A 21509-nucleotide genomic window follows, 5' to 3' on the forward strand; every position below is an offset into this window, starting at 1 on the left:
GAGTGACGCTAGTAAGTTAACAGATCTCTGTCCTGCCAATCCGTAATAAACATGTGCCCGGGCGCGTGAGTTATAACTAGCTGTGGTTTAGCACGCATTATTACAGCTTGCGGTGTGCACCCGCAAGCCCAGAACACAGGGATCTCACCGGGTAAAACATCAACCGCCTCACCCATATCGGGCTTTGACAGGTCTACGATGCCTAAGCTAAGCGGGTCACCAATATGCACGGGGGCCCCGTGCACAGCGTGGTAACGCGAAGTTACTTGCACCGCCTTAGCTACCATACTCGGTAACATGGGGCGCATACTCACTACCAGTGGACCCTGCATAATGCCTGCCGTTTGGCACGGTCTATTGGTAATATACATAGGCACGTTGCGCTGCATAGTGATATGTCTAACTTCGATGCCCGCTTCCTGCAGGGCTGACTCAAACGTAAAGCTGCAGCCCAGAAGGAAGCTGACAAAGTCGTTTTGCCAGTACTTACTGATATCAGTCGGCTCATCAATTAGTTCACCATACCGATAAACTCTATACTTGGGCAGGTCGGTCCGCAAGTCTGAGCCAGGGGCAGTCTCTTTCGCCTCATAGCAGCCCAATTCGGTTACTTCGAGGATGGGACAAGGCTTTGGATTGCGCTGGCAAAAAAGCAGAAAATCATAGGCCAACTCTTTTCTCAGTATGACCAAGTTAGCTTGTGCCAAGCCAGGGGCGAGACCAGCTGTAGTTGCCACCTCATGCCCCGCACGAAACAGCTCACGCCATGCTGCTCCACTCCTGCTCGCCATATTGCTAAAGCTCAAATCTCGCTCACCTCCGCACGGACTCTACTTCCCTGTAGTAAAACCTGAAAGATGCGACTAGGAGCGGGGCGCCTTGGCAGGCGAGCCAGCTTGTCTTCGCTGTTAACGAGTGCCTGCACGGCTGCCTCATAGTTTACGGCCACAAATTGCACTCTATCCTGTGGCTTCATTTGCCCGAGCAGCGATAAGTCGGCACCAATGACGGTAGCAATTTTAGCGTATCCTCCTGTAGTCTGCCTATCAGCGAGCATGATCGTCGGTTGTCCATTCCCTGCCACCTGAATACTACCTGGAGCGATACCATCGCTAATTACGTCAGCCATGACTGAGCTAACGAGCACTTCCCCCGCCAGCCGGTACCCCATGCGGTCTGCCTGATGTGAAATCTGATAACTACCCGCACACAAGGTTTCTAAAGTCGCGGCCGGGAACAAACTGCTTTGTGGGCCTAGCATCACCCGTATAGGCGTCACAGCTACGGGTAGCACTGACTGATCCTCTTGCAGAGCAAAGTTTCCCACTGTCTTAAGGCGTTCGCGAGTAGCGGCAACAAGGGGCAAAATATCTCGTGCACGCAGTACTCGTCCGTGAAAACCACCCCAACCGCCACCGAGAAAGGTGGAACGACTGCCCAAAAGAAGCGGCACGTCAAGGCCCCCCGCCACACAGAGATAGGCTCGCGCACCTCTTTCAACCTCGCCAAGACTTAACTCATCGCCTTCACCGAGGTAGAGCGCCTCCCACTGTGGAACACGCTGACCATTCTTAAACACCTTTAACTTCGCACCTGTCACGGCCATAACGGTCTCACCCCTGACTATGAGCCTTGGCCCCTGCAGGGTGACCTCAAGCGCGGCCAAGTGATCCTCATTGCCGACCAGGCGGTTGCCAGCTCGCAAAGAATAAGTATCCATCGCGCCCCCGACTGGAACACCAACTTGCTGGTAGCCCTGCCGCCCTAGATCTTGCACCGTGGTCAGGAAACCTGGGTCGAGGACAGTAAGGCTAGCCATGAGACACCTCCATCAGCTCAGTATAGGGACTGAACTGCCCCGCCCGGAGAAGAGCGACGATGGTATGATATTCAGATAAGGAAACTGACCTAAACCGCACCCATTGCCCCGCCCGAAGTAGACTTGGTTGGCTGCGGTGGGGGTCAAAAAGGCAGAGTGGGGTATGCCCTATAATCCGCCACCCGCCTGGGCTAGCGAGCGGGTAAACACCGGTCTGCTGCATGGCGATGGCGACTGAACCTGCTGGCACCTTGGTGCGTGGCACTTTGAGGCGCGGCAGGGAGAGCCGCGGGTCGAGCCCGCCCAGGTAGGGGTAGCCCGGCAGAAATCCGATCATGTAGACAGGATAGGGGCGTGACGTATGCAAAAGAATAACCTCGTCAACAGACATCGCTGTTTCTTTGGCCACCTCTAGCATGTCTAGGCCCCACTCTCCACCATACAAGACCGGTATTTCGACTACTTCTTGACTCTCACTAGAGCACGAGAGGGACAAAGTGCCCATGCTCTCGCATACCTCCCGTAGCTCACTCCGCGTGATAGATAAAGGGCAGTAAGAAATCATAAGAGAGCGATAGGTGGGCAGTACTTCCCGTAGCCAAGGGGCACCGAGGTTTTGCAGCGCTTTTCCTAGAGCGTGCACCTCACGGTTAATACTCGGGTCAATGGTATCGCCAAATTCAACGATAAGATGGCTTTCACCGGCGTCGAAATAATGTCGCATATCCTTAGCCTCGGGTAAGGGGAGAGAGGGCTACGCCTAGCTCAGTCATGAGCGAGCGAAGGCCACTGGCGAACTCGACCGCCGGCGCACTGTCGCCATGCACACAAATGGTATCTGCCGCAATAGCCACTTTTTCTCCCGTCAGAGACGTGACACAGCCCGTGGTGAGCAGTTCTCGTACCTGTTCCTTGGCCTCAGTAAAACTGTGATAAAGTGCCAGAGGATGGCTACGCGGCACCAAGCTACCATCTGCATGGTAGCGTCGGTCGGCAAAGGCCTCGCGCGCGACACAGAGCCCTTCGCTGAGCCCAGCCTCAATAAGTTTGCCACCGGCAAGACCAACTAGAGTCAGCCCCCCGTCAACTGCGCGTACGGCCCGCGCCACGGCAGAGGCTAAGGTTATATCGGCGGAAGCGGCATTGTAGAGAGCCCCATGAACTTTAACATGAGTACCCTCTATTTTAAGAGACTTTGCTACACCAAGAAATGCCCCCACTTGGTAGACCACGGCATCGTAAACCTCACCGGGAGTGAGTTGCATGGGTCGTCGCCCAAACCCGATTAAGTCAGGATACCCAGGGTGAGCCCCAACACTTAGCTCTTTAGCTTTAGCCAGGGCTATAGTCTCACGCATAGTGCTAGGGTCGCCAGCGTGAAAGCCACAGGCGATACTAATTGACGAGACGTATGGCATGAGCTCGCGCTCAAAACCTAGCCGATAAACGCCAAAACCCTCACCCATGTCGCAGTTAAGGTCACATGAAGTCATAGGCATCACAATTTGCTCTCCTTGGCTACGAAGCCTAGCTCCTGCGACAAGGCCCTCACCGAGCGCTGCAAGGCTCGGACTAAGTAATCGCGCTTTTCGGGGATAAAGCTTCCTAGAGGGCCGGCAATGCTGATACTAGCAACTACTCTATCGGTATGATCGCGAACTGGCATGGCTATGGCTGCTGTCCCCTCGTGCAGTTCGCCTAGACTAAGAGTATAGCCCTGCTCTCGCTCCTGCCTCATCACTTCTTCTAGAGCAGAAGCAGTAGCTGGGGTTGTGGCGGTGACAGCGACAAACTTAAGTTGCGCTACAATTTCGGCCCTCTCGCGCTCTGGCAAGAAGGCAAGCAAAGCGCGAGGGCACGCGCCAGCATAGAGAGGAGCACGGCGGCCGATGCGAGTGTAGAGGCGCACGGGGTGGCTCGTCTCCCTCTTTTCAATATAAACACCTTCTAAGCCATCGCGTATCACTAGGTTGACGGCCTGGTCTGCCATCACGGACAGCTCTTCCATGTAGGGGATGGCAGCGGCCCGCACATCGAGGCGTTCGGCGACCAAGTTACCTAATTCTAAGAGCTTCATGCCCAGACAGTAGGCCTTGCTCTTGTCGCGCATAAGAAAGCCCTTGTCTTCGAGCGTGTTAAGCAGACGCAAAGCCGTTGGCTTAGAGAGATCCGCGAGCTCGGCAACCTGTCGCAGGGTCAGACGAGGTCTCTCGACGGTGAATAGTTCGAGCACCATTAGTCCTTTGGCAAAAGTAGTCGCAATCGCCATGGCAGCCACCTCATTTCATTTGTTGGAATCCCGTTACCGATAACAACACTTACTTCGTGCCGCGTGGAAAAAATCCTGCTTTGCTACCGCAAATATAGCGCGACAGCAAAGCAGGAGATACGATAATGTCCTAGAATAGTCAGCTAGAGATGTGTTGCCCGATATGGCTCCTTAGCTCCACCAGCTCTGGTTGCCACCATGTAGTGCGCCGTACTGGCGCTAGCGCACAGTCGATTTCCCGCGCACTATTCAAGCGGTAGATAGGCCGCCCTAACTGTTGACAGAATGCTAACATCCAAGCCGTACCTCCCGCGATATGGGTGCTGTCAGAGACGACGATGGCCGCATCACAGTAAAGAGCCATGAGGAAATTGCGCTCTATGAGTCTTCGCCGCAAACTATTAACATCTTGGCAGGGCGTGGCGAAAGGTGTGACAAGTACTCCGCCCGCCGCTCGCAACTCTGCCGCTAGCGCCCAATTGCCACGGGGGTAGACTTGCTCTTGGCGAGAAGTAGGTAAAACGGCCACTGTTTTGCCTTGGGCGCGCACGGCCCCCGTTAGCGCCGCCGTATCGATCCCCTTGGCTAGGCCAGACATCACCACACAGCCATGGGCGGCCAAACCCTCGCCTAGCTGGTAGGCGATCTCGCTTTCTTTGCTCGAACATGCTCGACTGCCTATCACTGCAATCAGCACCGTGCACACCCCCTATCCCTGTAACACATATCTTATACCAAACATGCGTTCGTTGCAATTAATCGGAGGTGTCAACATGCAAGTAGTTATTCTTGATTTAGGCAAAGACTCATACGCCATTGAAGCCTTGGCCGTCCAAGAAATTCTTCGCAAACCTGCGGTCGTGACTGTACCCGAGGCGCCGCCCTATGTGCTTGGCATTATAGATTTCCGGGGGCGGAGCATACCCCTTATTCACCTCGGGCGCTTGCTGTCACTGCCTACTGCCGGCGAGGGCTTGCGCGCCATTGTCCTAGAAGAAGAGGGGCACACCGCCGCCTTCTTAGTTGATGACGTCAGCGATGTCATCAATATCCCGGATCACGCTTTTGACCAAGTGCCGGCAGCCATTGAAGGCATGAGCTCGGTACCAAAAGCCGTAGCCAGACTTAAAGACCGCATGGTTATCGTTATCGACCCCGTGAAGTTGCTGCTCAATCTGCGCCGTTAACGAATAGTAGCAAGCACTTTCTACAACGGCGCCCGCTTCTCTTTACAAGCTACTTTTTAGACCGTCTTTCTCGCAGATAAGCCCCCTGATCTCAGCCAAGACTTGCTCCCGCCGTGCGTCAACTTGCGAAAAATCCATGTGCGGCACATAGTAAGTCTCTAGTTCATCATGCAGCGCCTTTGCCCGAGCCAAGAATGCGATGGCTTGAGCTAGGGCGCGTTTGCTTTCCGCGTCGACGTAAGCCATATCGGCACGCAGGGCTGCTAGACGAGTGGACTCCACTACTGCTCCTAGAACTTCATGACCACCTGATGGAGCTTGGTAAGAATGAGCTTCTCTGCTGGTAACTATAGCTAAGGATAGTTGCGGTATGACTAAATGTTCGACCACATCAGGCCGCATCACACAGTGGTAAGACTCCACGGTTAAACCGCTGCACAGTGCTCTACGACGCAGTAAATCAACTACGTATTCCGCACCTGTGCCAGGTTCGCCTAGAAGAACGACATGACGATTACAGTTTGCGGTGACCGAGGGCAGAAAATTGATCGGTCCGATGGGGGTGAGGGCGGTAGCAAAAAGATGCCGCTCTCTAGACCCCTGTACAAAGACCCTCTGCGGAAAGTGCTCGGCCTGTATAGTCGCCGCCACCTCGTTTAGTCGCGCTATATTAATAGCGCCTGTGTCCACAAAGTAACTCTGATAGTCATCATAGTAGTTGCGTGCTACCCTTAAAAAACTATAGGCTTTGCGAAATGACCGAGAAATCTCAGTAGTTATGCCCGTAATATTGTCACGGTGTTTGCGCAGTGAGGGTGTATGCCAGTACTCACCTAAATTGATGATTTCATCGACCACCCCTGGTAGTTTGGGGTCTACGACATGCGGCGATGTCCCGTCTAGAACACTGATGCCGTAGGCCGGGAAAGAAATCCCATCAAGGGAGTGGTAGTCGGCAGAACAATGGTGAAACTCCGTCTCAGAAATCTCATACTGTAACTCGGCCGCAATTCGCTTCATAAAGCTGCTTTTTCCCGAGCCAGGACCACCCTTAAGGACAAAAGTTTTGGTATTGTGCCCGCCACCAACGTAGTCGTAAAACGAAAAAAACCCACTAGGAGTGTTTCCCCCCGGGAAAAAATGCCTACCCACCAGTGTCATCCCCTCGCCTCCCATGCTCAATCTTACTCATATTATGTGCAAGACGAGGAGGACGCCACTAACTAGTAGACAGTGCGCCGAGCCCTACTGCCTCAGTGATGCAGGTGGCAGGTGGAGTTGACCGTCCGGACTTGCCATCTACGTGAACCGTGCAGGTATTCCAGGAGCGAAAAAGATGTATTGCCCACCATGAGAGCCGAATTGAAAGCAAAAAGCTCTGGCGGAGCCGACATAGCGTGCGCAATTATGGTACGCACACAGCCGCCATGCGTAAACAAGGCGATAGTGCCCCTAGTGTGCTCTTTAACTACATGCTCAAGGGCTGCTGAAGTACGTTGGTATAGGTCCCAGTAGGATTCCCCCTGGGGTCGGCGCGTATGGAGGCCATCTTCGCGCAACTGCTGACAGAGCTCTGGGTCTGCTAACTTGCACTGTTCGCTCGTCAAACCCTGCCACGTACCCACATTTATCTCCATCAAGCCAGGCAGCAGGGTCAGCCTGGCTGGCTGCTTCTCGGCTACTAACTCGGCCGTTTTTAGCGCACGAGCGAGCGGACTGCTGTAGATATGGTCAATAGTGTAGCGCTGGCTGAGCCAAGTGCCGAGCTGCTCTGCTTGCTTTACGCCAGTTTCATTCAAGGGAATATCCAGATGTCCCTGCAAGATATTGTTTTTATTGTGATCGGTTTCTCCATGTCTGACGACAATAATTCTTAGCATTGTGCACCTCCGCCGTAACTTGAACCACTACCTACTCTAGCAGATTTGCACATGAAGATAAAGACAAGCTCACTACTGCCCAATTTGTTCTAAGAGACCAATGAGCAAAGCCGTTCTCTCGGCCAAATGGGGAATGGATACCTGCTCATAGAGTGCATGCGCCCCGTCGCCAACTGCTCCGAGGCCATCAAGAGTTGGTATGCCGAGGGCCGCCGTAAAGTTGCCATCGCTGCCGCCACCGGCGCTCCCCTCAGACAGGGTTATGCCTAATGACGTAGCGACCGACTGGGCTGCGGCATAGAGCATGGCAATGCCTACACTTCTATCCATGGGTGGACGATTGAGACCGCCCGTAATGGTGACTGTAGTGCCCGGGGTATCGGCTACACGCCCCAAAATTTGGGGGATAACTCTCTCTGCTTCCGCCATAGTAGAAACACGGAGATCAACATGGGCCTCGGCTAAAGCGGCCACCACATTAGCGCGCGTTCCACCGGACACGACACCCACGTTGACCGTGGTGCCCTGTGCCATATCGGTCATAGCGTGTAGGGCGATTACTTGCTTGGCTAGCTCTAGAACAGCCGAGGCGCCTTTCTCTGGGGCAGAGCCAGAATGAGCGGCGACGCCCTCTATTCTGATGTGAAAATCACCCACGCCTTTCCGTGCCGTCTTTAGTGCACCACTTACGGCCATGGCAGGCTCAAGAACTAGCACAGCGGTGCTCTTCTTAGCCTCTCGCTCAATTATGGGCCGCGAGACGGGGCTGCCGACTTCTTCATCAGACGTAAAGAGGGCGACTACTTTTTTCTGCAGTGGCCAACCTTGCCAGAAGAGATGAGAAAGGGCAAAGAGAGTGATTACTGCTCCCGCCTTCATGTCGTAAATACCTGGCCCAAAAGCTAGGTCACCTTGAACGCGAAAGGGCCGGCGGGCGATTTCGCCCTTGTCCCACACTGTATCGAGGTGGCAGAGGATGAGAATTTGCTGCTCTCCACTCCCCCATGTCGCGCGCAGTTGATTACCACTCCCCTCACTGTGCATGACTTCTGCCAACCCGCCCCGCTCTGTCACAACCCCCCTGAGCCACTCTACCAGGGCGTCACAGGCTTCCTTGTCGTGTGAGGGAGACTCGTATTCCACCATGGTTTTTAGCAACTCTAACATCTCGGGCAACTGCGACTTAATTTGCGAAAGCATAGCCATCATCCCTTCTACTTGATGTAGTACAAACTTCCCCTAATCTACACTCTAGGGGCGATAAAAATTGCCAACTCGAGTTTGTGAAGTAAGATTGCTAGGACGGGCAGGATATCGCTTCCCCACAGCGAATTTTTGCAACGATAGCATTACAGTCGAATTCGGGAAACGAGGGATTGTTTTTTGAAAGTCAGAATATTTATCGTCCTCATGGCCGTAGCATTCTTAGCTGGATACCTGACTCTCAAGCAGAAGCAAAGCCACGATACTAGAGCGGACATTGAGTTTGCGGCCGGTGTCGAGGCAACCGTTACAACGGTTATGCAGAGCAAAGAGGAAGTGAGCATCTGGAGGCACGGCGATAGACTGGCCTATGAGGCTAACGGTCGAGTAGGCCTAGTCGCGCCGAGGGGCAAAGGGCAGCGCATCTATACTGCCAGTCAAGGGCAATTTGTGAGCGGGTCTTTGTCCTATGTCATCACTCGCGATGGCGGCGGTATCTATGTGCACACTCGCCGCGGTTCTTTTCTCTTGCCTAATTCTGCTGGCGAGAAACCCCCCTTTGGACACTTATGGTCTAACGGCCTCTTGTACTACACACTTTCTACCGAGGAAGCTGCCCATGAGGCCTTCCTTGGGCTGTTCGTTTACAATCCCGAGACCCAGACTAACACGGAACTTTTGGCTGGACAGGAGGGGTACAGCGCCACTTCCCTTGCTATGTCGCCCGCCGAAAATGAGCTTATGTTAATCTTGCGCCCGAGTTTTAGGACAGGGGAATTACCTCTGCCGTCACATGTTTGGATTTACGACCTCGTTCTGCAGAAGGGCGAGCGCGTAGAAGTCCCGCTTTCTTCGAGCGACGAGGCCGGCAGGCCCAACTTAAGCGGCCCCTTAACTTGGGCGAGCGATAGCCTTGTAGCTGTAGGTCTAAGGAGCACCACAGATGATTCCTTTGCGGGGACGGCAGTGTATAGCTACAACGACGGCGAACTACGCTTAGCACGCGTTTTGCCCGACAAGCTGACCGTCATGGCTGTGATACAAGGAAGCAATCTCTTAGTACTTACTGAACTGCTGGGTATTGCGGGTGATGGCTCCTTCATAGAGCGTCAAATTTGGCTGTACGACCCTGCGACCGACCAGCTGACCACACTGATAGACCCGCCAAGTGGGCATAGTGTGGCGAGCGCCGCTTATCATGAGGCGAGCGGCTCCCTATTTCTGCTGCGGCAGACACTGCAGGAGGGCGAGGAACTAAGCCTAACCATCGGCTCTTTTGTCGACGCTAGCGGGAGGGAGACTCCCCTCTTCACGGCCCACGGCAAAGTCACCGAGGCTGTGTGGGTAGGCCACACCCTCTATGTCGTGATGGTAAAGCCCGAAGAGGGTTACAGATTAAAACGCATCACCTTCCCACGGCCTTAGGGCGTCAGGCTAGACCGGCCCTAACGCTGCAGACCCCGCGCCATGTGCGCTGGAACGGGCAGGACCGCATTAAGAGCGGCAGCGGCCTTTATCGCCCAGTGGGGGTCAGAGAGCAAGGCACGACCTACAGCAACCAAATCACAGTAGCCTTCCCGCAGGGCGAACTCCGCGAAATCTGGTGACTTGAGCAGTCCCACTCCAATAACTGGCAAGGGTACTGCTTTTTTTACAGCTTGTGCGAAGGGCAGTTGATAACCCGGCCACACTTCAGGCTGTGCAGGCAAATTGCCACCACTGCTAATATGTAGCAAGCTGATGCCTGCCTGGTACAAATCGTGACATACCTCGCCGAGTTCGCCTAGAGAATAGCCAAGGTCACTGTATTCACTCCCCGATAGCCGCACCGCCAAAACTACCTCTGGGGGGATAGAAGCACGGCAGGCGGCCACTACTTCTAACAAGAAGCGCCTGCGATTTTCGGCACTTCCTCCATACTGGTCATCCCTTAAATTAGATAGCGGCGACAAAAATTCGTGTATCAAGTAGCCATGTGCACCATGAATCTCAAGCACTTTGAAGCCCGCGTCGACAGCTCGCCGAGCCGCCTCGGCGAAAGCATGCACTATGTCCTTGATTTCCTCTGTAGACAGCTCCTCTGGCAGGCCCATCTCCGCAGAAAAGGCTAGACGTGTTGGCGCGACTCGACGTTGTACTCCTTTGCCCGCCTTGCGGCCAGCATGCGCCAATTGAATACCGGGCACCGCACCGTGCTCACTTACGGCCTGCGCCAGCCTTGTTAAGCCTGCCACCTGGTCGTCTGCCCACAGGCCAAGATCCGCGAGCGAAATACGTCCGTCCGCCAAAATGGCCGTCGCTTCGACAATTACGAGTCCCACACCACCTAGGGAGCGAGCTCCATAATGGGCTAAGTGGTAGGCTTTGACCTGCCCACATTCGTCAGACGCATACTGACACATGGGCGGCATCACCACCCGGTTGCGCAATGAGACGCCTTGAATAGCTAGGGGGCTAAACAAGAGAGAAGTGTTCATTTGACGCCCACCCTTCCTATCAAAATAGATATGCGGAATAATTCAACAAGCAAGCGGTAAATCCTGCAAGCCACAAGAGCCCTGTTAGTGCAAAAGGGCCGGCACCGCGACGCGCGGCACCGACCCTAGCACTTTCTTGCGTGCAGATGATAGTTTCTAGAAAAATAGCCTGATAATATAGGGGTTAATGACATTGATTAGCCACGCGCCGACAGGCGGGACGATGAAAATCGCTAATGGTAACGCACCATGGTTCTCTTTAATGCACTGCAAAGTAGCCATAGTAGATGCAGGATTCCCTAAGCTAAAGCCCGGCAGACCAGCAGCCACATAGGTCGCCAAAGTATTTCTCCCCATAATCCTGCCAACGCCATATACCGCTACGACCACGAGAAGGATCGAGTTGAACAATACCAGCAGTACACCTGTAAGTGTGATGTCGTGCAGCCCTTGCCAGGGGAGGGTGGCGAAAACAAAGGTCAAAAATAGCGACAAGCTGACATTGCCAAGCAAATTTACAGGAGGCAGGCTGACTTCCATCCACTTTGTTCTATCGAGAATCATCCGTAGTGCTAGACCCGCCACGAAAGCGCCGCCCACTGGTGAGAACCATTGCCCGAGCCCATGCTGGCTGGGCAGAAACCCTATCGCCATGGCCAGTGCAAAAATGAAGAGATAGCGTAGTAGATCGAGCGGTGTGAAAGCAGGTGCCGGCGGTTTCAGTGTCCCGGACAAATCGACCTTGCTCTTTAAAGCGACAAACACCTGGCCTCCGAGGAGAGTACCTACTAAAACGGCCAGCAGCGAAACCGCGTTAAGCTCAGGCAGTAAGTTTGCCGTACCACCTAGCTGCTGAAAGAGTGGGGCTAGGGTAGCATCGCCCATAAAGACGAGGGATCCATGCAGCAGTGTTTCTGCGGCAGACAAACCAAGAATGCCTCCGACAAGCAAAGCCAGTATGTTTTGCGCCACAGCAATTCCAACCACAAGCAGCAAGAAGCAGACTTGCTGCCTCACACCCTGCGCTAACAGGGCGCGATTAATGCGCAGCCCAATTGAGGCAAAGAACGCGGTGGAGAAAATGACGACTAAGGATGAATCTAAAGTTATGTCCAGTATAGGCCTAGTTAAGGCCATGGCGAGGTAGAGAGCTACTCCCCCCAAAAACGGCGCAGGCACATAATTGTTTTTAAGCAGGGGAATGTGCCGCTGCAGGGCATAGCCAATCAAGAGAAAGGCGAGTACCGCCGCGACGCTTTGTGCAGCGTTTAGAGTAAATTGCATAACTGTCTACTCCCCTACTGCTGTCAGTTTAGCCGCTAGCGTGGAATCTTTTTGCATCTGCTCTGCCACAAATGCAGCAACTTCACCGGTGATATTTACACAGTGAGCTTTGCGCTCCGGCGAAGTAAAGACATAACCCTTGACTAGCACGCGACAACAAGTAGAGCCATAAACTTCCTTAACGTGGTCGTGCAATTTCGCGGCCTCGCGGAACATCCCCTCTGGCATCGGTTCACCATGTTTGCGCCCATAGGCCATGCCGAGCGCCATCGCGCCACCGCTGACAGCACCACATAGACAGCCTGACTTGCCAAGACCTATGGGGAATGCCGACGAGAGCTTAGTTATCTCGGCTGGAAAAGGCCAACCCAGTGCCTCGTTGATGGTATGGACCACAGCCTCTGAACAAAAGAATTCTCCCCGGGAAAAATACCCCTCTGCCTTGGCGCGAATGCTCTGCACTACGTCCTGACTATTCACCAAAAAATCCCCTTTCATTTTGAGGCGCCCGGCCTCTTCTCTGGAAGCACTAGAATTATACTGAAGGGCAACGTATATTAGCAATGTTTATTGAGAACATAAGAAATAATATGAGATGTGCTTAACATTCTGTCATAGAGGCAAAAAAAGAAGGCCCTGCAAGGCCCGTCCGCAAAAATACGCTTTCCGCGCGGTATGTTAGTGAAATAGTCCCCCTTACCCCAGGCTAACTCTACTCGGGGAGCCCAAATGAACTAAGTGCTACAGTTAAAGCCTCTTTGCTGCTGTTATGTGTCTTAATAAGAGGAATATTCTTCTTGCGCGCCGTCTTAACGGCGACCGTGACCATGGAGTGTGAAACTGTAGAGGTAAAGACCACTATGGCCCCCGGACAGCCAATACACTTCTCTAAGTTCGCAGTCATATGGGTAAATACTTTGACATCATGACCTAGAGAGCGCCCTAGGCTGCGGTAGTGCTCATGCATGCGAGAGTGACCCCCGATAAGGACAATGGACATTGCCGCTACCTCCAATGATATTGATTCTTAATATCATTAAAGTTATCACACATTTTACTCCTTGACAAGTACCCTGCTGGCTGAGACTAGAGCGATATTTCGTGGGCCAGGCAGGAGAAGATTGCCCTTTCCTAGAATAGAACTTGGTTGTATACATGCAAACTACATAGATAGAATTTGCGCATGATAAGGGAGGGCATTGTGTCAATTTTTACACTGATGTCTAGTCGCAGAAGCATCCGTAAGTTTCTCGCCACACCCGTTTCCGCAGAGGTTATCGAGAGTCTCATCACGGCGGCGAGCCTTGCTCCTTCGGGCAAGAACAGGCAACCATGGCACTTTACAGTGCTGCAAGGTGACAACAAGGAACAGCTCGTTGATCTCTTAGAGTCTGGAGTACAGGCTCTAAAGGAACGTGGGCAGGCCACAGGGAGTGCTGAATTTACCGCAAAAGTTATGCGCCAAGCCCCGGTATGCATTGTCGTTCATAATCCTCACTTCTCCCCTGACGAGGACCATAACGGAGTGAATCGCTATCGCTCGCTTGTCGACACGCAAAGCATAGGTGCCGCCATCCAAAACATGCTCCTCAGGGCAGAAGAATTAGGGCTTGGGACGCTGTGGATTTGCGATGTGTTCTATGCGGAGACGGCCATAAATGTGTTTCTGGGGCGTAGCGACGAGTTAGTAGCGGCCATTGCGCTCGGCTACCCAGATGAGGCGCCGTCCGCGCGCCCGCGAAAGACCTTAGACCAAGTAACGACATGGTTTGCGTAGGAGAGTTAAAATTCAAGCAGTAGGCTCCGTCCCTACTGCTTTTGGGGGGTTTTCCAGTGGCAGTTACAGCAGTAGTCGGCGCCCAGTGGGGCGACGAAGGAAAAGGCAAAATCGTTGATCTGTTGGCACAAGAGGCAGATGTAGTCGTGCGCTACCAAGGGGGGGCCAATGCGGGGCACACGGTAGTGAACGAAAAGGGCAAATTTGCCTTACACTTAATTCCGTGCGGCATATTTAACCCTAGTACAGTCAACATCATCGGCACCGGCACGGTCGTAGACGTGGAGGAGCTCATCAAAGAGATGGACATGCTAGAGCAAAGCGGCATCGACACTACGAACCTCCTCATAAGCGAACGCGCCCATATGTCTTTGCCCATTTATCCTCTCTTTGAGAGCCTTTTAGAGACGGCGCGCGGTGTTCGTAAGCATGGTTCGACCCTGCGCGGCATTTCTCCGGCCTACGCCGCCAAGGCCTTGCGCGTGGGGCTGCAAATGGGCGAGTACAAAAACACCGCTCAACTCGCCGCTTCCCTGCGAGAAATTCTTAGCTTTGGCAATCAAGTGCTGGTCAATAATTTCGGCGCTGAGCCAATTGACGTACCAAAAACGATTGACCGCTTAGTAAGCCACGCCGCGAGACTAGCGCCACATATCGGCGACACTTTGGCCCTATTGCAAAAGAGTATGCGCCACAACAAGCGCATACTCTTAGAGGGACAACTAGGTACTATGCGTGACTTAGATTGGGGCATCTACCCCTATGTCACCTCATCAAATCCCCTGCCAGGTGGCGCCGCGGCAGGTGCGGGCATACCGCCCCATAAAATAAACCATGTCCTCGGCGTAGTAAAAGCTTTCTCAACTTGCGTTGGCGCCGGCCCCTTCCCTACCGAGCTGCATGATGAAACCGGTAAGTACTTGCGCGAAATTGGGCAGGAATTCGGTGCAACCACCGGACGCCCTCGCCGCTGCGGCTGGCTAGACGCTGTCGCCTTGAGGTACGCCGCCATGTTAAATGGCTTCACGGAAATTGCTATCACGAAGCTAGACACTTTGGATGGCTTAGAAGCTCTCAAAATTTGTACAGGATACTTGCTAGATGGGGAGCCCATAGACTACATGCCTCTGGCGTCAGAGCTGTACAGAGTGACACCGCTCTATACAGAGGTGCCTGGCTGGAAAAAACCCACCGCCAAGGCCAGAAGCTTTGCGGAAATGCCCAGTGAGGCGCAAAACTACGTCACACTCATCGAGGGCTACCTAGAGGCAAAAGCTACCCTCATCTCTGTGGGGCCGGAGCGGGCTGCCACCTTCACCAAGTAAAAAGTCAAACACTGAGCGTCTTCTCCATAATGTAACTCTGATATGTCTTACCCTCCCAGCGCGCTGTATCCACAATGATATAGTTCTCGCTCTCGTAAAACCGCACCAAATGTATCGCTGGCACCGCCGTATCCAACTGGATACGGCGGATGCCTATTTCTTTCGCCCTTTTTTCCGCTAGTCGCAGCAGCACACGCCCCAAGCCATGACCTTGCCAGGCGGGTAGCACTGCCAACTGACCAAGGTAGAGAACTCTTTCCCCATCGTCATCTACCGTGTCCTCTAAAGAGACAGTGCCGACCAGCTCGTCGGCCAAGTATGCCAAATGCACTTCTTTGCCCTGCATGCGCTCCTGCGTCAACGCCTCATCCTGGTAGGTCCCCGTGAAATTAAGTCCCATCATAGCTAAACCCTGATAGGCTGTGTTCACCAAGCGACGGAGTTCTGCGACATGTGAATTGTCAGCTAAGACCAAGCGCAGCAATGTAAAATCCAAGTTTCTGACCCCCGTCCTTGCTCCTACTCGCCCGACACGGCGTCACTCTGCTTTTGTACTTTCGCCCAAGCATCTTTAAGGCCGACTATTCGGTTAAAAACTAAACTGCCGTCTGTCTCCTGCTCTGTGGCTATGACGAAGTATCCCTGACGCAAGAACTGCACTCTCTCGCCCGGGCTTAGCTGCCCCGCAAAGGGCTCGACACGGGCATGGGTCAGCGTGACTAGGGAGTGCGGATTAATATTGGTGGTAAAGTCCGCGCCCTCGGCCACATCCTCTGGGTTTTCACACAAGAAGAGGGTGTCGTAGAGCTTGACAGTAGCGCCTAGGGCGTGACTTGCCGAAACCCAGTGCGAAGTGCCCTTTACTTTGCGTCCAGAAGAAACTCCCCCGCTCTTGGTGTCCCTGTCGTAGGTGCAAATTAACTCCACTACCTCCCCCGTCACGGGGTCTTTAACAACATCTTCGCACTTGATTATGTAGGCCCCTTTTAGCCTAATCTCCCCACCGGGAGAAAGGCGGTGAAACTTCTTAGGTGGATTCTCCATAAAATCTTCTTGTTCAATGTAGATTTCGCGTGAAAAGGGAACTTGGCGCACCCCACTCGCCGGGTTTTCGGGGTTATTTTCGAGCGTCAGCCACTCCACTTGACCAGCGGGATAGTTAGCGAGAGTTATCTTAAGTGGTCGCAGCACCGCCATTATTCTTGTCGCCGTGGCGTTCTGCTCCTCGCGAATACAGTGCTCAAGCAGAGCTAGATCGGCGACCATGTTTTTGCGCCCCACTCCACATTTTTCTGCGAAGACACGCAGGGCAGAGGGAGTGTAGCCGCGACGCCGCAAGCCGGCGATAGTAGGCATGCGCGGATCATCCCAGCCTGCGACAAAGCCCTCTTCAACCAGTTTGCGCAACTTGCGTTTACTCATAATGGTGTGACTTACGCCCACGCGACCAAATTCGATCTGCTTGGGGCGACCTGGCAGCCGCGGCACATAGTCAATATTGTCGATCACCCAGTCGTACAAAGGCCGATGGTCGGCGTATTCTAACGTGCAGATGGAGTGGGTGATGTCTTCTAGGGCATCGCCAATGGGATGGGAGTAATCGTACATAGGATAAATACACCATGCGGTACCAGTGCGATGATGGTAGGCATGGCGAATGCGGTAGATCACCGGGTCGCGCATATTAATGTTGGGGCTGGCCATATCAATTTTAGCGCGCAACACCTTAGCACCGTCTGGGTACTCCCCATTCTTCATACGTGCGAAAAGATCGAGGCTCTCGGCGATGGGGCGATCGCGGTACGGACTAGGACGTCCGGGCTCGGTAAGAGTACCCCTAAAGTTACGAATCTCTTCTGCCGTAAGGTCGTCGACATAGGCTAAATCTTTCTTGATCAAGCCAACGGCGAAATCATACTTCTCCTGAAAGTAATCCGACGCAAAAAACAGCCTGTCCTCCCAATCTGCGCCTAGCCACTTCATGTCGTCCATGATGGCATCGACAAATTCCTGCTCCTCTTTAAGCGGATTAGTATCGTCGAAGCGTAGGTTAAACTTGCCACCATTCGCAACTGCCAAGCCGTAGTCTAGGCAAATGGCAATGGCATGACCAATGTGAAGCCAGCCATTAGGCTCTGGTGGGAAGCGTGTGTGCACCCTGCCACCGTTTTGGCCTTCTGCCAAATCCGCCGCGATTATATCCTGGATGAAATTACTTGGCAACTTATTCTCAGCAAACTCCATACTGGGGCCTCCTCTGTTTCTCCTGCAAAGCTCTTTTATAGCCACGCAGCAAAGCTATTAACGGAATAATACCACAAGAGTGGGGCAAATGTTAGGCCTGCACGATACTACAGGAAGGTCGCGCCGCGACCACGCGTGCCACGTGAACACCACTAGCTGCGGCTTGGGACAAACCCCTAGTCACACCAGCCCCGTCACCAATAGCAAAGAGTCGTGGCACAGGGGTTTCTAATTCTGAAGTTAGTTTGAGACGAGAACTGTAGAACTTCACTTCGACACCGTAGAGCAAGGTATCATCATTGGCTATGCCTGGGGCAATCCCGTTTAAGGCGTAAATCATTTCGACAATATTGTCTAGGTGTCGTTTAGGCAAGACCAAGCTGAGGTCTCCTGGCGTCGCTTCTAAGGTGGGTCGGGTAAAACTTTGCCCGAGGCGATGCGCATTGGTCCTTCTACCTTTAATGAGGTCGCCAAATCTCTGCACGAGTACGCCACCCCCTAGGAGGTTCGAGAATGAGGCAATGCGCTTACCATATTGGTGGGGCTCGTTAAAGGGTTGCGTAAAACGGTTGCTGACCAGCAGGGCAAAGTTAGTGTTCTTGCTGTGTCGCTCCTTATCTCTATAGCTGTGACCATTGACAGTAATGATGCCATCGGTATTTTCCGTCACCACATAGCCGTGGGGATTCATGCAAAAGGTGCGTACGAGGTCGCCGTACTGCTTAGTGCGGTAGACGAGCTTCGCCTCATACACTTCATCGGTGATGTGTTGCATGACCTCAAAGGGTATTTCGACGCGCACCCCGACGTCCACCTGATTATTGTAGAGATCAAGCCCTAGCGTCTTGCACTCTTTGGCAAACCACTCGGCCCCAGCACGCCCTGGCGCGGCAATGACAAACTCAGCCTTGATTTCTCTCGGGCAGGCCTTGTCTTGCGAGCGAATTGTAATAGCATGTTCTTTTTCCCGCGGCTCAATTTTCTCGACGGTAGCGTTAAAAAACATCGCAACGCGGGACTGCAGCACTGTATAGAGTTCCTTCAAGATGCGCAGATTGTTCTCTGTGCCAAGGTGACGCACTTTGGCGCCCAACAAGTGCAGGTCGCGCGAGAGGGCGAGCTTCTTAAGGCCGCTACTTTCTGATGAATAGGTCTCTTGCGGAGCGCCAAAGCTTAAGTTAATGTCATCAATATAATGGATTAACTTCATGACCTCTTGTGGGGGTAAGTAGTCTTGTAGCCAACCGCCATACTCGGTAGTAAAGTTATACTTACCGTCTGAATATGCTCCGGCCCCACCAAAGCCTCTCATAATACCGCAAGGAATGCAGTGCGGACATTGAGTTGTGCGAAGTTCAACTAGTGGACAGACGCGCCGATAGATGTCTTGCCCTGCTTCGACCATGACAATTTTTAGTTCTGGCCTTAGTTTACTTAGCTCTAGTGCGGCAAAAATCCCTGCCGGCCCTGCGCCAATGATGGCCACGTCGTAATTTTGCATGTCTCGCCCTCCTTGATCACTTGAGATAGTTACAATATCCTTTCCCATTATGACTCATTGCAGACTTGGTAACAATACTTAGGCGTCCCCTCGGCAGGAAGCAACTGCACCGACGAAGAAAGTAGTAAGCAGGCAAACAAAGGGGGTTTACGAATGCAGTACAGGCCTTTTGGCAAACTAGGCTTCAAAGTATCTACCTTAGGATTGGGGTGCATGCGCTTGCCGCTTGCACAGCAGGCGGAAAATGCTCACGGCAATGTTCTGGCCGAGAGCATAGTGGACGAAGCGCAATCGATTGACCTCATTAGGGCGGCTGTAGATGTAGGCGTTAATTACATAGATACCGCCTATGACTACCACAAAGGTAAGAGCGAACTTATCGTGGGGCAAGCGCTCAGTGGCTCTTCCGACTACCGCAAGAAAGTTAAACTAGCCACCAAGCTCCCTCCCTGGCACATCAAGGAAGCCAAAGATTTTAATCGTTTACTCGATGAGCAGCTAAAGAGACTTAACACTAACTACATTGACTTCTACCTCTTGCACGCTTTACGCAAAGAGTACTGGGAAAAGATGAAGGGACTTGGCGTGCTCGATTTCCTCCAGACGGCCATGTCTGACGGTCGCATCAGATACCCTGCTTTTTCTATTCACGACTCCTTTGCCGTATTCAAAGAGATAGTTGACTCTTACGACTGGGCTATGTGCCAGATTCAGCTCAACTACATGAACGAGGATTACCAAGCGGGCCTTGCGGGCTTTCAGTATGCGGCGCACCGTGACATCCCCATAGTGATTATGGAGCCGCTCTTAGGCGGCAAACTCGCCAAGCAACCACCTGCCGAAATTCAGGCCGTCTGGAACAAAGCACAGAAGAAAAAATCACCGGTGGAGTGGGCACTGCGGTGGGTTTGTAACTTCCCTGAAACGACTGTGGTATTAAGCGGCATGAGCTCTACTGCCCAATTAAGCGAAAATGCACACGTCATAAAAAAAGCTCTACCTAACAGCCTAACAGTGGATGAACTTGCGCTAGTAGACCAAGTAAAGCAACTCTACCGTGCGCGCACCGCGACCGCCTGCACCGAATGCCATTACTGCCTACCCTGTCCAGAGAAAGTGAACATCCCTGGCGTCTTTAGTCTCTACAACGATCTGTGCACCTACGGCACGACAGACGGCGGCTTCACCACCTACAAGAGCTTACTGAACGCGAAGACCGATGCTTCACGCTGTGTGGAGTGCGGCAAGTGCGAACCGCTCTGTCCGCAGGGGATACCCATCATAGATTCACTCAAAATCGCCCACCATAAATTGCTCGACCAGTAAGCGCACGCCTTCGTCTTACCCTTCAAAGCGTAAGGCGCGCATGGCGTTGGCGATGGCCAAGAGGGTCACACCAACATCAGCGAAGACCGCACCCCAGATTGTGGTCAAGCCAAGTGCGCCGAGCAACATAAAGGCGAGTTTTACCCCGAGAGAAAGCGCCACATTCTGCCGCACTATGGCCGTAGTATAGCGGCTCAGTCTTATGGCTGTAGCTACTTTACTAGGTGCGTCTTGCATGATGACCACATCGGCGGCCTCAATAGCGGCATCACTACCTAGGCCCCCCATCGCCACGCCGATATCTGCGCGCGCGATGACGGGGGCATCATTTATGCCATCACCGACAAAAACGAGTTTTTGCTTTCCCTTCCACAAGGCTTGCTGCATAGCCTCCACCGCAGACACTTTTTGGTGTGGCAGCAGCTCCGCTTGGTAACTATCTAGCCCGAGCTGCTTCGCAACCTGCATAGCGGGTTGCTTGTAATCTCCAGTGAGCATAGAGATGTGGCGAACCCCAAGCTCGCGCAAGTCACTTACCGCCTTGACTCCATCGGGTTTAAGTTCGTCAGCTACGCGTATCTCGCCAACCAAGTGACCGTCTAAGGCCACAAACACGCTGGTACCACCTTGTGCTTGCCCTGCCTGTAGCCTCACGCTGTAATTTGCCATTAGTCGGTCGTTGCCGACAAGGAGCAGTTTTTCGCCTAGACGTGCGGTCATGCCGAGGCCTGCCAGTTCACTGATCGCGGTGAGAGCTGCCTTGGCGTCCGCTGTGCTAGCCTGACAGATGGCTTTGGCTACCGGATGCGTAGAGTGTCTCTCGAGCGTCGCGGCCAAGGAAAGAACTTCTTCGCTACTATGTCCGGCCTGCGGCACTACTTCGGCCACCGCAAACACACCACGCGTAAGGGTGCCGGTCTTATCAAAAACCACGGTGTGTAGTTTGGACAATGCATCGAGATAGTTTGCGCCTTTGAATAAAATACCTTGCCGGCTAGCCGCCCCGATGCCGCCAAAATAACTTAAGGGCACCGAAACGACTAAAGCACAGGGACATGAGATGACGAGCATGACTAGGGCGCGGTACACCCACGTTAGTTTGACAGGTCCTTTTTTACGGCAAGTCTGAAGACCCTTGAGCTACAAGGCTGCAGGGGTATATTTTTTTTAGTTTTTCTTTCATTTTTCAGTAGCATAAATTGGCATAATATGTTATG

21 protein-coding genes and 1 pseudogene are annotated in these 21509 nt (G+C 53.1%); 5 read left to right on the top strand and 17 right to left on the bottom strand.

Annotated elements, in window-relative coordinates; genetic code table 11:
- Positions 1-8: 8 nt before the first annotated feature.
- The 6 genes from KGZ92_01355 to KGZ92_01380 all read right to left on the bottom strand — a co-directional run bounded on the left by KGZ92_01355 (position 9) and on the right by KGZ92_01380 (position 4785).
- Positions 9-791, bottom strand: a complete 783-nt coding sequence (locus KGZ92_01355) for a putative hydro-lyase (protein MBS3887933.1) — start codon at positions 789-791, stop codon at positions 9-11.
- Between the two features lie 11 nt (positions 792-802).
- Complete coding sequence (locus KGZ92_01360) at positions 803-1819, bottom strand: biotin-dependent carboxyltransferase family protein (protein MBS3887934.1); 1017 nt, start codon at positions 1817-1819, stop codon at positions 803-805.
- Positions 1812-2543 (bottom strand): 5-oxoprolinase subunit PxpB, encoded by a 732-nt coding sequence (gene pxpB / locus KGZ92_01365; GenBank protein ID MBS3887935.1) that lies wholly within the window; start codon positions 2541-2543, stop codon positions 1812-1814. Before pxpB ends, KGZ92_01360 begins: the two co-directional genes overlap by 8 nt.
- A gap of 4 nt (positions 2544-2547) precedes the next feature.
- Entirely contained in the window at positions 2548-3312 is a 765-nt protein-coding gene (locus KGZ92_01370; protein MBS3887936.1) for a LamB/YcsF family protein, read from the bottom strand.
- 5 nt (positions 3313-3317) lie between these two features.
- Entirely contained in the window at positions 3318-4088 is a 771-nt protein-coding gene (locus KGZ92_01375) for an IclR family transcriptional regulator (GenBank protein ID MBS3887937.1), read from the bottom strand.
- A gap of 139 nt (positions 4089-4227) precedes the next feature.
- Positions 4228-4785, bottom strand: a complete 558-nt coding sequence (locus KGZ92_01380; protein ID MBS3887938.1) for a DNA-processing protein DprA — start codon at positions 4783-4785, stop codon at positions 4228-4230.
- A 76-nt stretch (positions 4786-4861) separates the two neighbouring features.
- Between KGZ92_01380 and KGZ92_01385 the strand changes: the two genes are divergently transcribed.
- Positions 4862-5275 carry a purine-binding chemotaxis protein CheW gene (locus KGZ92_01385; GenBank protein ID MBS3887939.1) on the top strand — a complete coding sequence of 138 codons (414 nt, stop codon included), beginning with the start codon at positions 4862-4864 and terminating at the stop codon, positions 5273-5275.
- A 42-nt stretch (positions 5276-5317) separates the two neighbouring features.
- On the opposite strand, the gene KGZ92_01390 is transcribed toward KGZ92_01385, so the two are convergent.
- From KGZ92_01390 to KGZ92_01400, 3 genes are all read right to left on the bottom strand, one after another.
- Complete coding sequence (locus tag KGZ92_01390; GenBank protein MBS3887940.1) at positions 5318-6436, bottom strand: hypothetical protein; 1119 nt, start codon at positions 6434-6436, stop codon at positions 5318-5320.
- Positions 6437-6528: 92 nt separating this feature from the next.
- On the bottom strand, positions 6529-7155 hold the full coding sequence (locus KGZ92_01395) for a histidine phosphatase family protein (GenBank protein MBS3887941.1): 627 nt from the start codon (positions 7153-7155) through the stop codon (positions 6529-6531).
- Positions 7156-7227: 72 nt separating this feature from the next.
- Positions 7228-8364 (bottom strand): M20 family metallopeptidase, encoded by a 1137-nt coding sequence (locus KGZ92_01400; GenBank protein ID MBS3887942.1) that lies wholly within the window; start codon positions 8362-8364, stop codon positions 7228-7230.
- Between the two features lie 174 nt (positions 8365-8538).
- On the opposite strand from KGZ92_01400, the gene KGZ92_01405 reads away from it, so the two are divergent.
- Positions 8539-9783, top strand: coding sequence for a hypothetical protein (locus KGZ92_01405; GenBank protein MBS3887943.1), 1245 nt, complete (start codon positions 8539-8541; stop codon positions 9781-9783).
- A gap of 20 nt (positions 9784-9803) precedes the next feature.
- Here KGZ92_01405 and KGZ92_01410 read toward each other — a convergent pair whose 3' ends face one another.
- The 4 genes from KGZ92_01410 to KGZ92_01425 form a co-directional block, all read right to left on the bottom strand.
- Positions 9804-10835 carry an NADPH dehydrogenase gene (locus tag KGZ92_01410; protein ID MBS3887944.1) on the bottom strand — a complete coding sequence of 344 codons (1032 nt, stop codon included), beginning with the start codon at positions 10833-10835 and terminating at the stop codon, positions 9804-9806.
- Between the two features lie 156 nt (positions 10836-10991).
- Positions 10992-12119 carry a hypothetical protein gene (locus tag KGZ92_01415; protein MBS3887945.1) on the bottom strand — a complete coding sequence of 376 codons (1128 nt, stop codon included), beginning with the start codon at positions 12117-12119 and terminating at the stop codon, positions 10992-10994.
- 6 nt (positions 12120-12125) lie between these two features.
- The gene (locus tag KGZ92_01420; protein MBS3887946.1) at positions 12126-12617 is read right to left on the bottom strand and encodes a C_GCAxxG_C_C family protein; all 492 of its coding nucleotides are present in this window, start codon (positions 12615-12617) and stop codon (positions 12126-12128) included.
- A 214-nt stretch (positions 12618-12831) separates the two neighbouring features.
- Positions 12832-13119: a DUF2325 domain-containing protein gene (locus KGZ92_01425; GenBank protein ID MBS3887947.1), complete on the bottom strand. Its 288-nt coding sequence runs from the start codon at positions 13117-13119 to the stop codon at positions 12832-12834.
- Between the two features lie 219 nt (positions 13120-13338).
- Here KGZ92_01425 and KGZ92_01430 point away from each other — a divergent pair, with 219 nt between their 5' ends.
- A complete protein-coding gene (locus KGZ92_01430) occupies positions 13339-13896 on the top strand; it encodes a nitroreductase family protein (GenBank protein ID MBS3887948.1) in 558 nt (185 codons plus the stop codon).
- 56 nt (positions 13897-13952) lie between these two features.
- Positions 13953-15221: an adenylosuccinate synthase gene (locus tag KGZ92_01435; protein ID MBS3887949.1), complete on the top strand. Its 1269-nt coding sequence runs from the start codon at positions 13953-13955 to the stop codon at positions 15219-15221.
- 4 nt (positions 15222-15225) lie between these two features.
- Here the strand turns inward: KGZ92_01435 and KGZ92_01440 are convergent, their stop codons facing one another.
- From KGZ92_01440 to KGZ92_01450, 3 genes are all read right to left on the bottom strand, one after another.
- Entirely contained in the window at positions 15226-15717 is a 492-nt protein-coding gene (locus KGZ92_01440; protein ID MBS3887950.1) for an N-acetyltransferase, read from the bottom strand.
- A 23-nt stretch (positions 15718-15740) separates the two neighbouring features.
- Positions 15741-17465, bottom strand: a complete 1725-nt coding sequence (locus tag KGZ92_01445) for a glutamine--tRNA ligase/YqeY domain fusion protein (GenBank protein MBS3887951.1) — start codon at positions 17463-17465, stop codon at positions 15741-15743.
- 91 nt (positions 17466-17556) lie between these two features.
- Positions 17557-18966 (bottom strand): NAD(P)/FAD-dependent oxidoreductase, encoded by a 1410-nt coding sequence (locus tag KGZ92_01450; GenBank protein ID MBS3887952.1) that lies wholly within the window; start codon positions 18964-18966, stop codon positions 17557-17559.
- Between the two features lie 153 nt (positions 18967-19119).
- Between KGZ92_01450 and KGZ92_01455 the strand changes: the two genes are divergently transcribed.
- A complete protein-coding gene (locus KGZ92_01455) occupies positions 19120-20292 on the top strand; it encodes an aldo/keto reductase (GenBank protein MBS3887953.1) in 1173 nt (390 codons plus the stop codon).
- A gap of 15 nt (positions 20293-20307) precedes the next feature.
- Here KGZ92_01455 and cadA read toward each other — a convergent pair.
- Positions 20308-21384, bottom strand: a pseudogene (cadA, locus tag KGZ92_01460) (cadmium-translocating P-type ATPase).
- Between the last annotated feature and the right edge of the window lie 125 nt (positions 21385-21509).

Source organism: Bacillota bacterium (assembly GCA_018333655.1).
Taxonomy (GTDB): domain Bacteria; phylum Bacillota; class UBA994; order UBA994; family UBA994; genus BS524.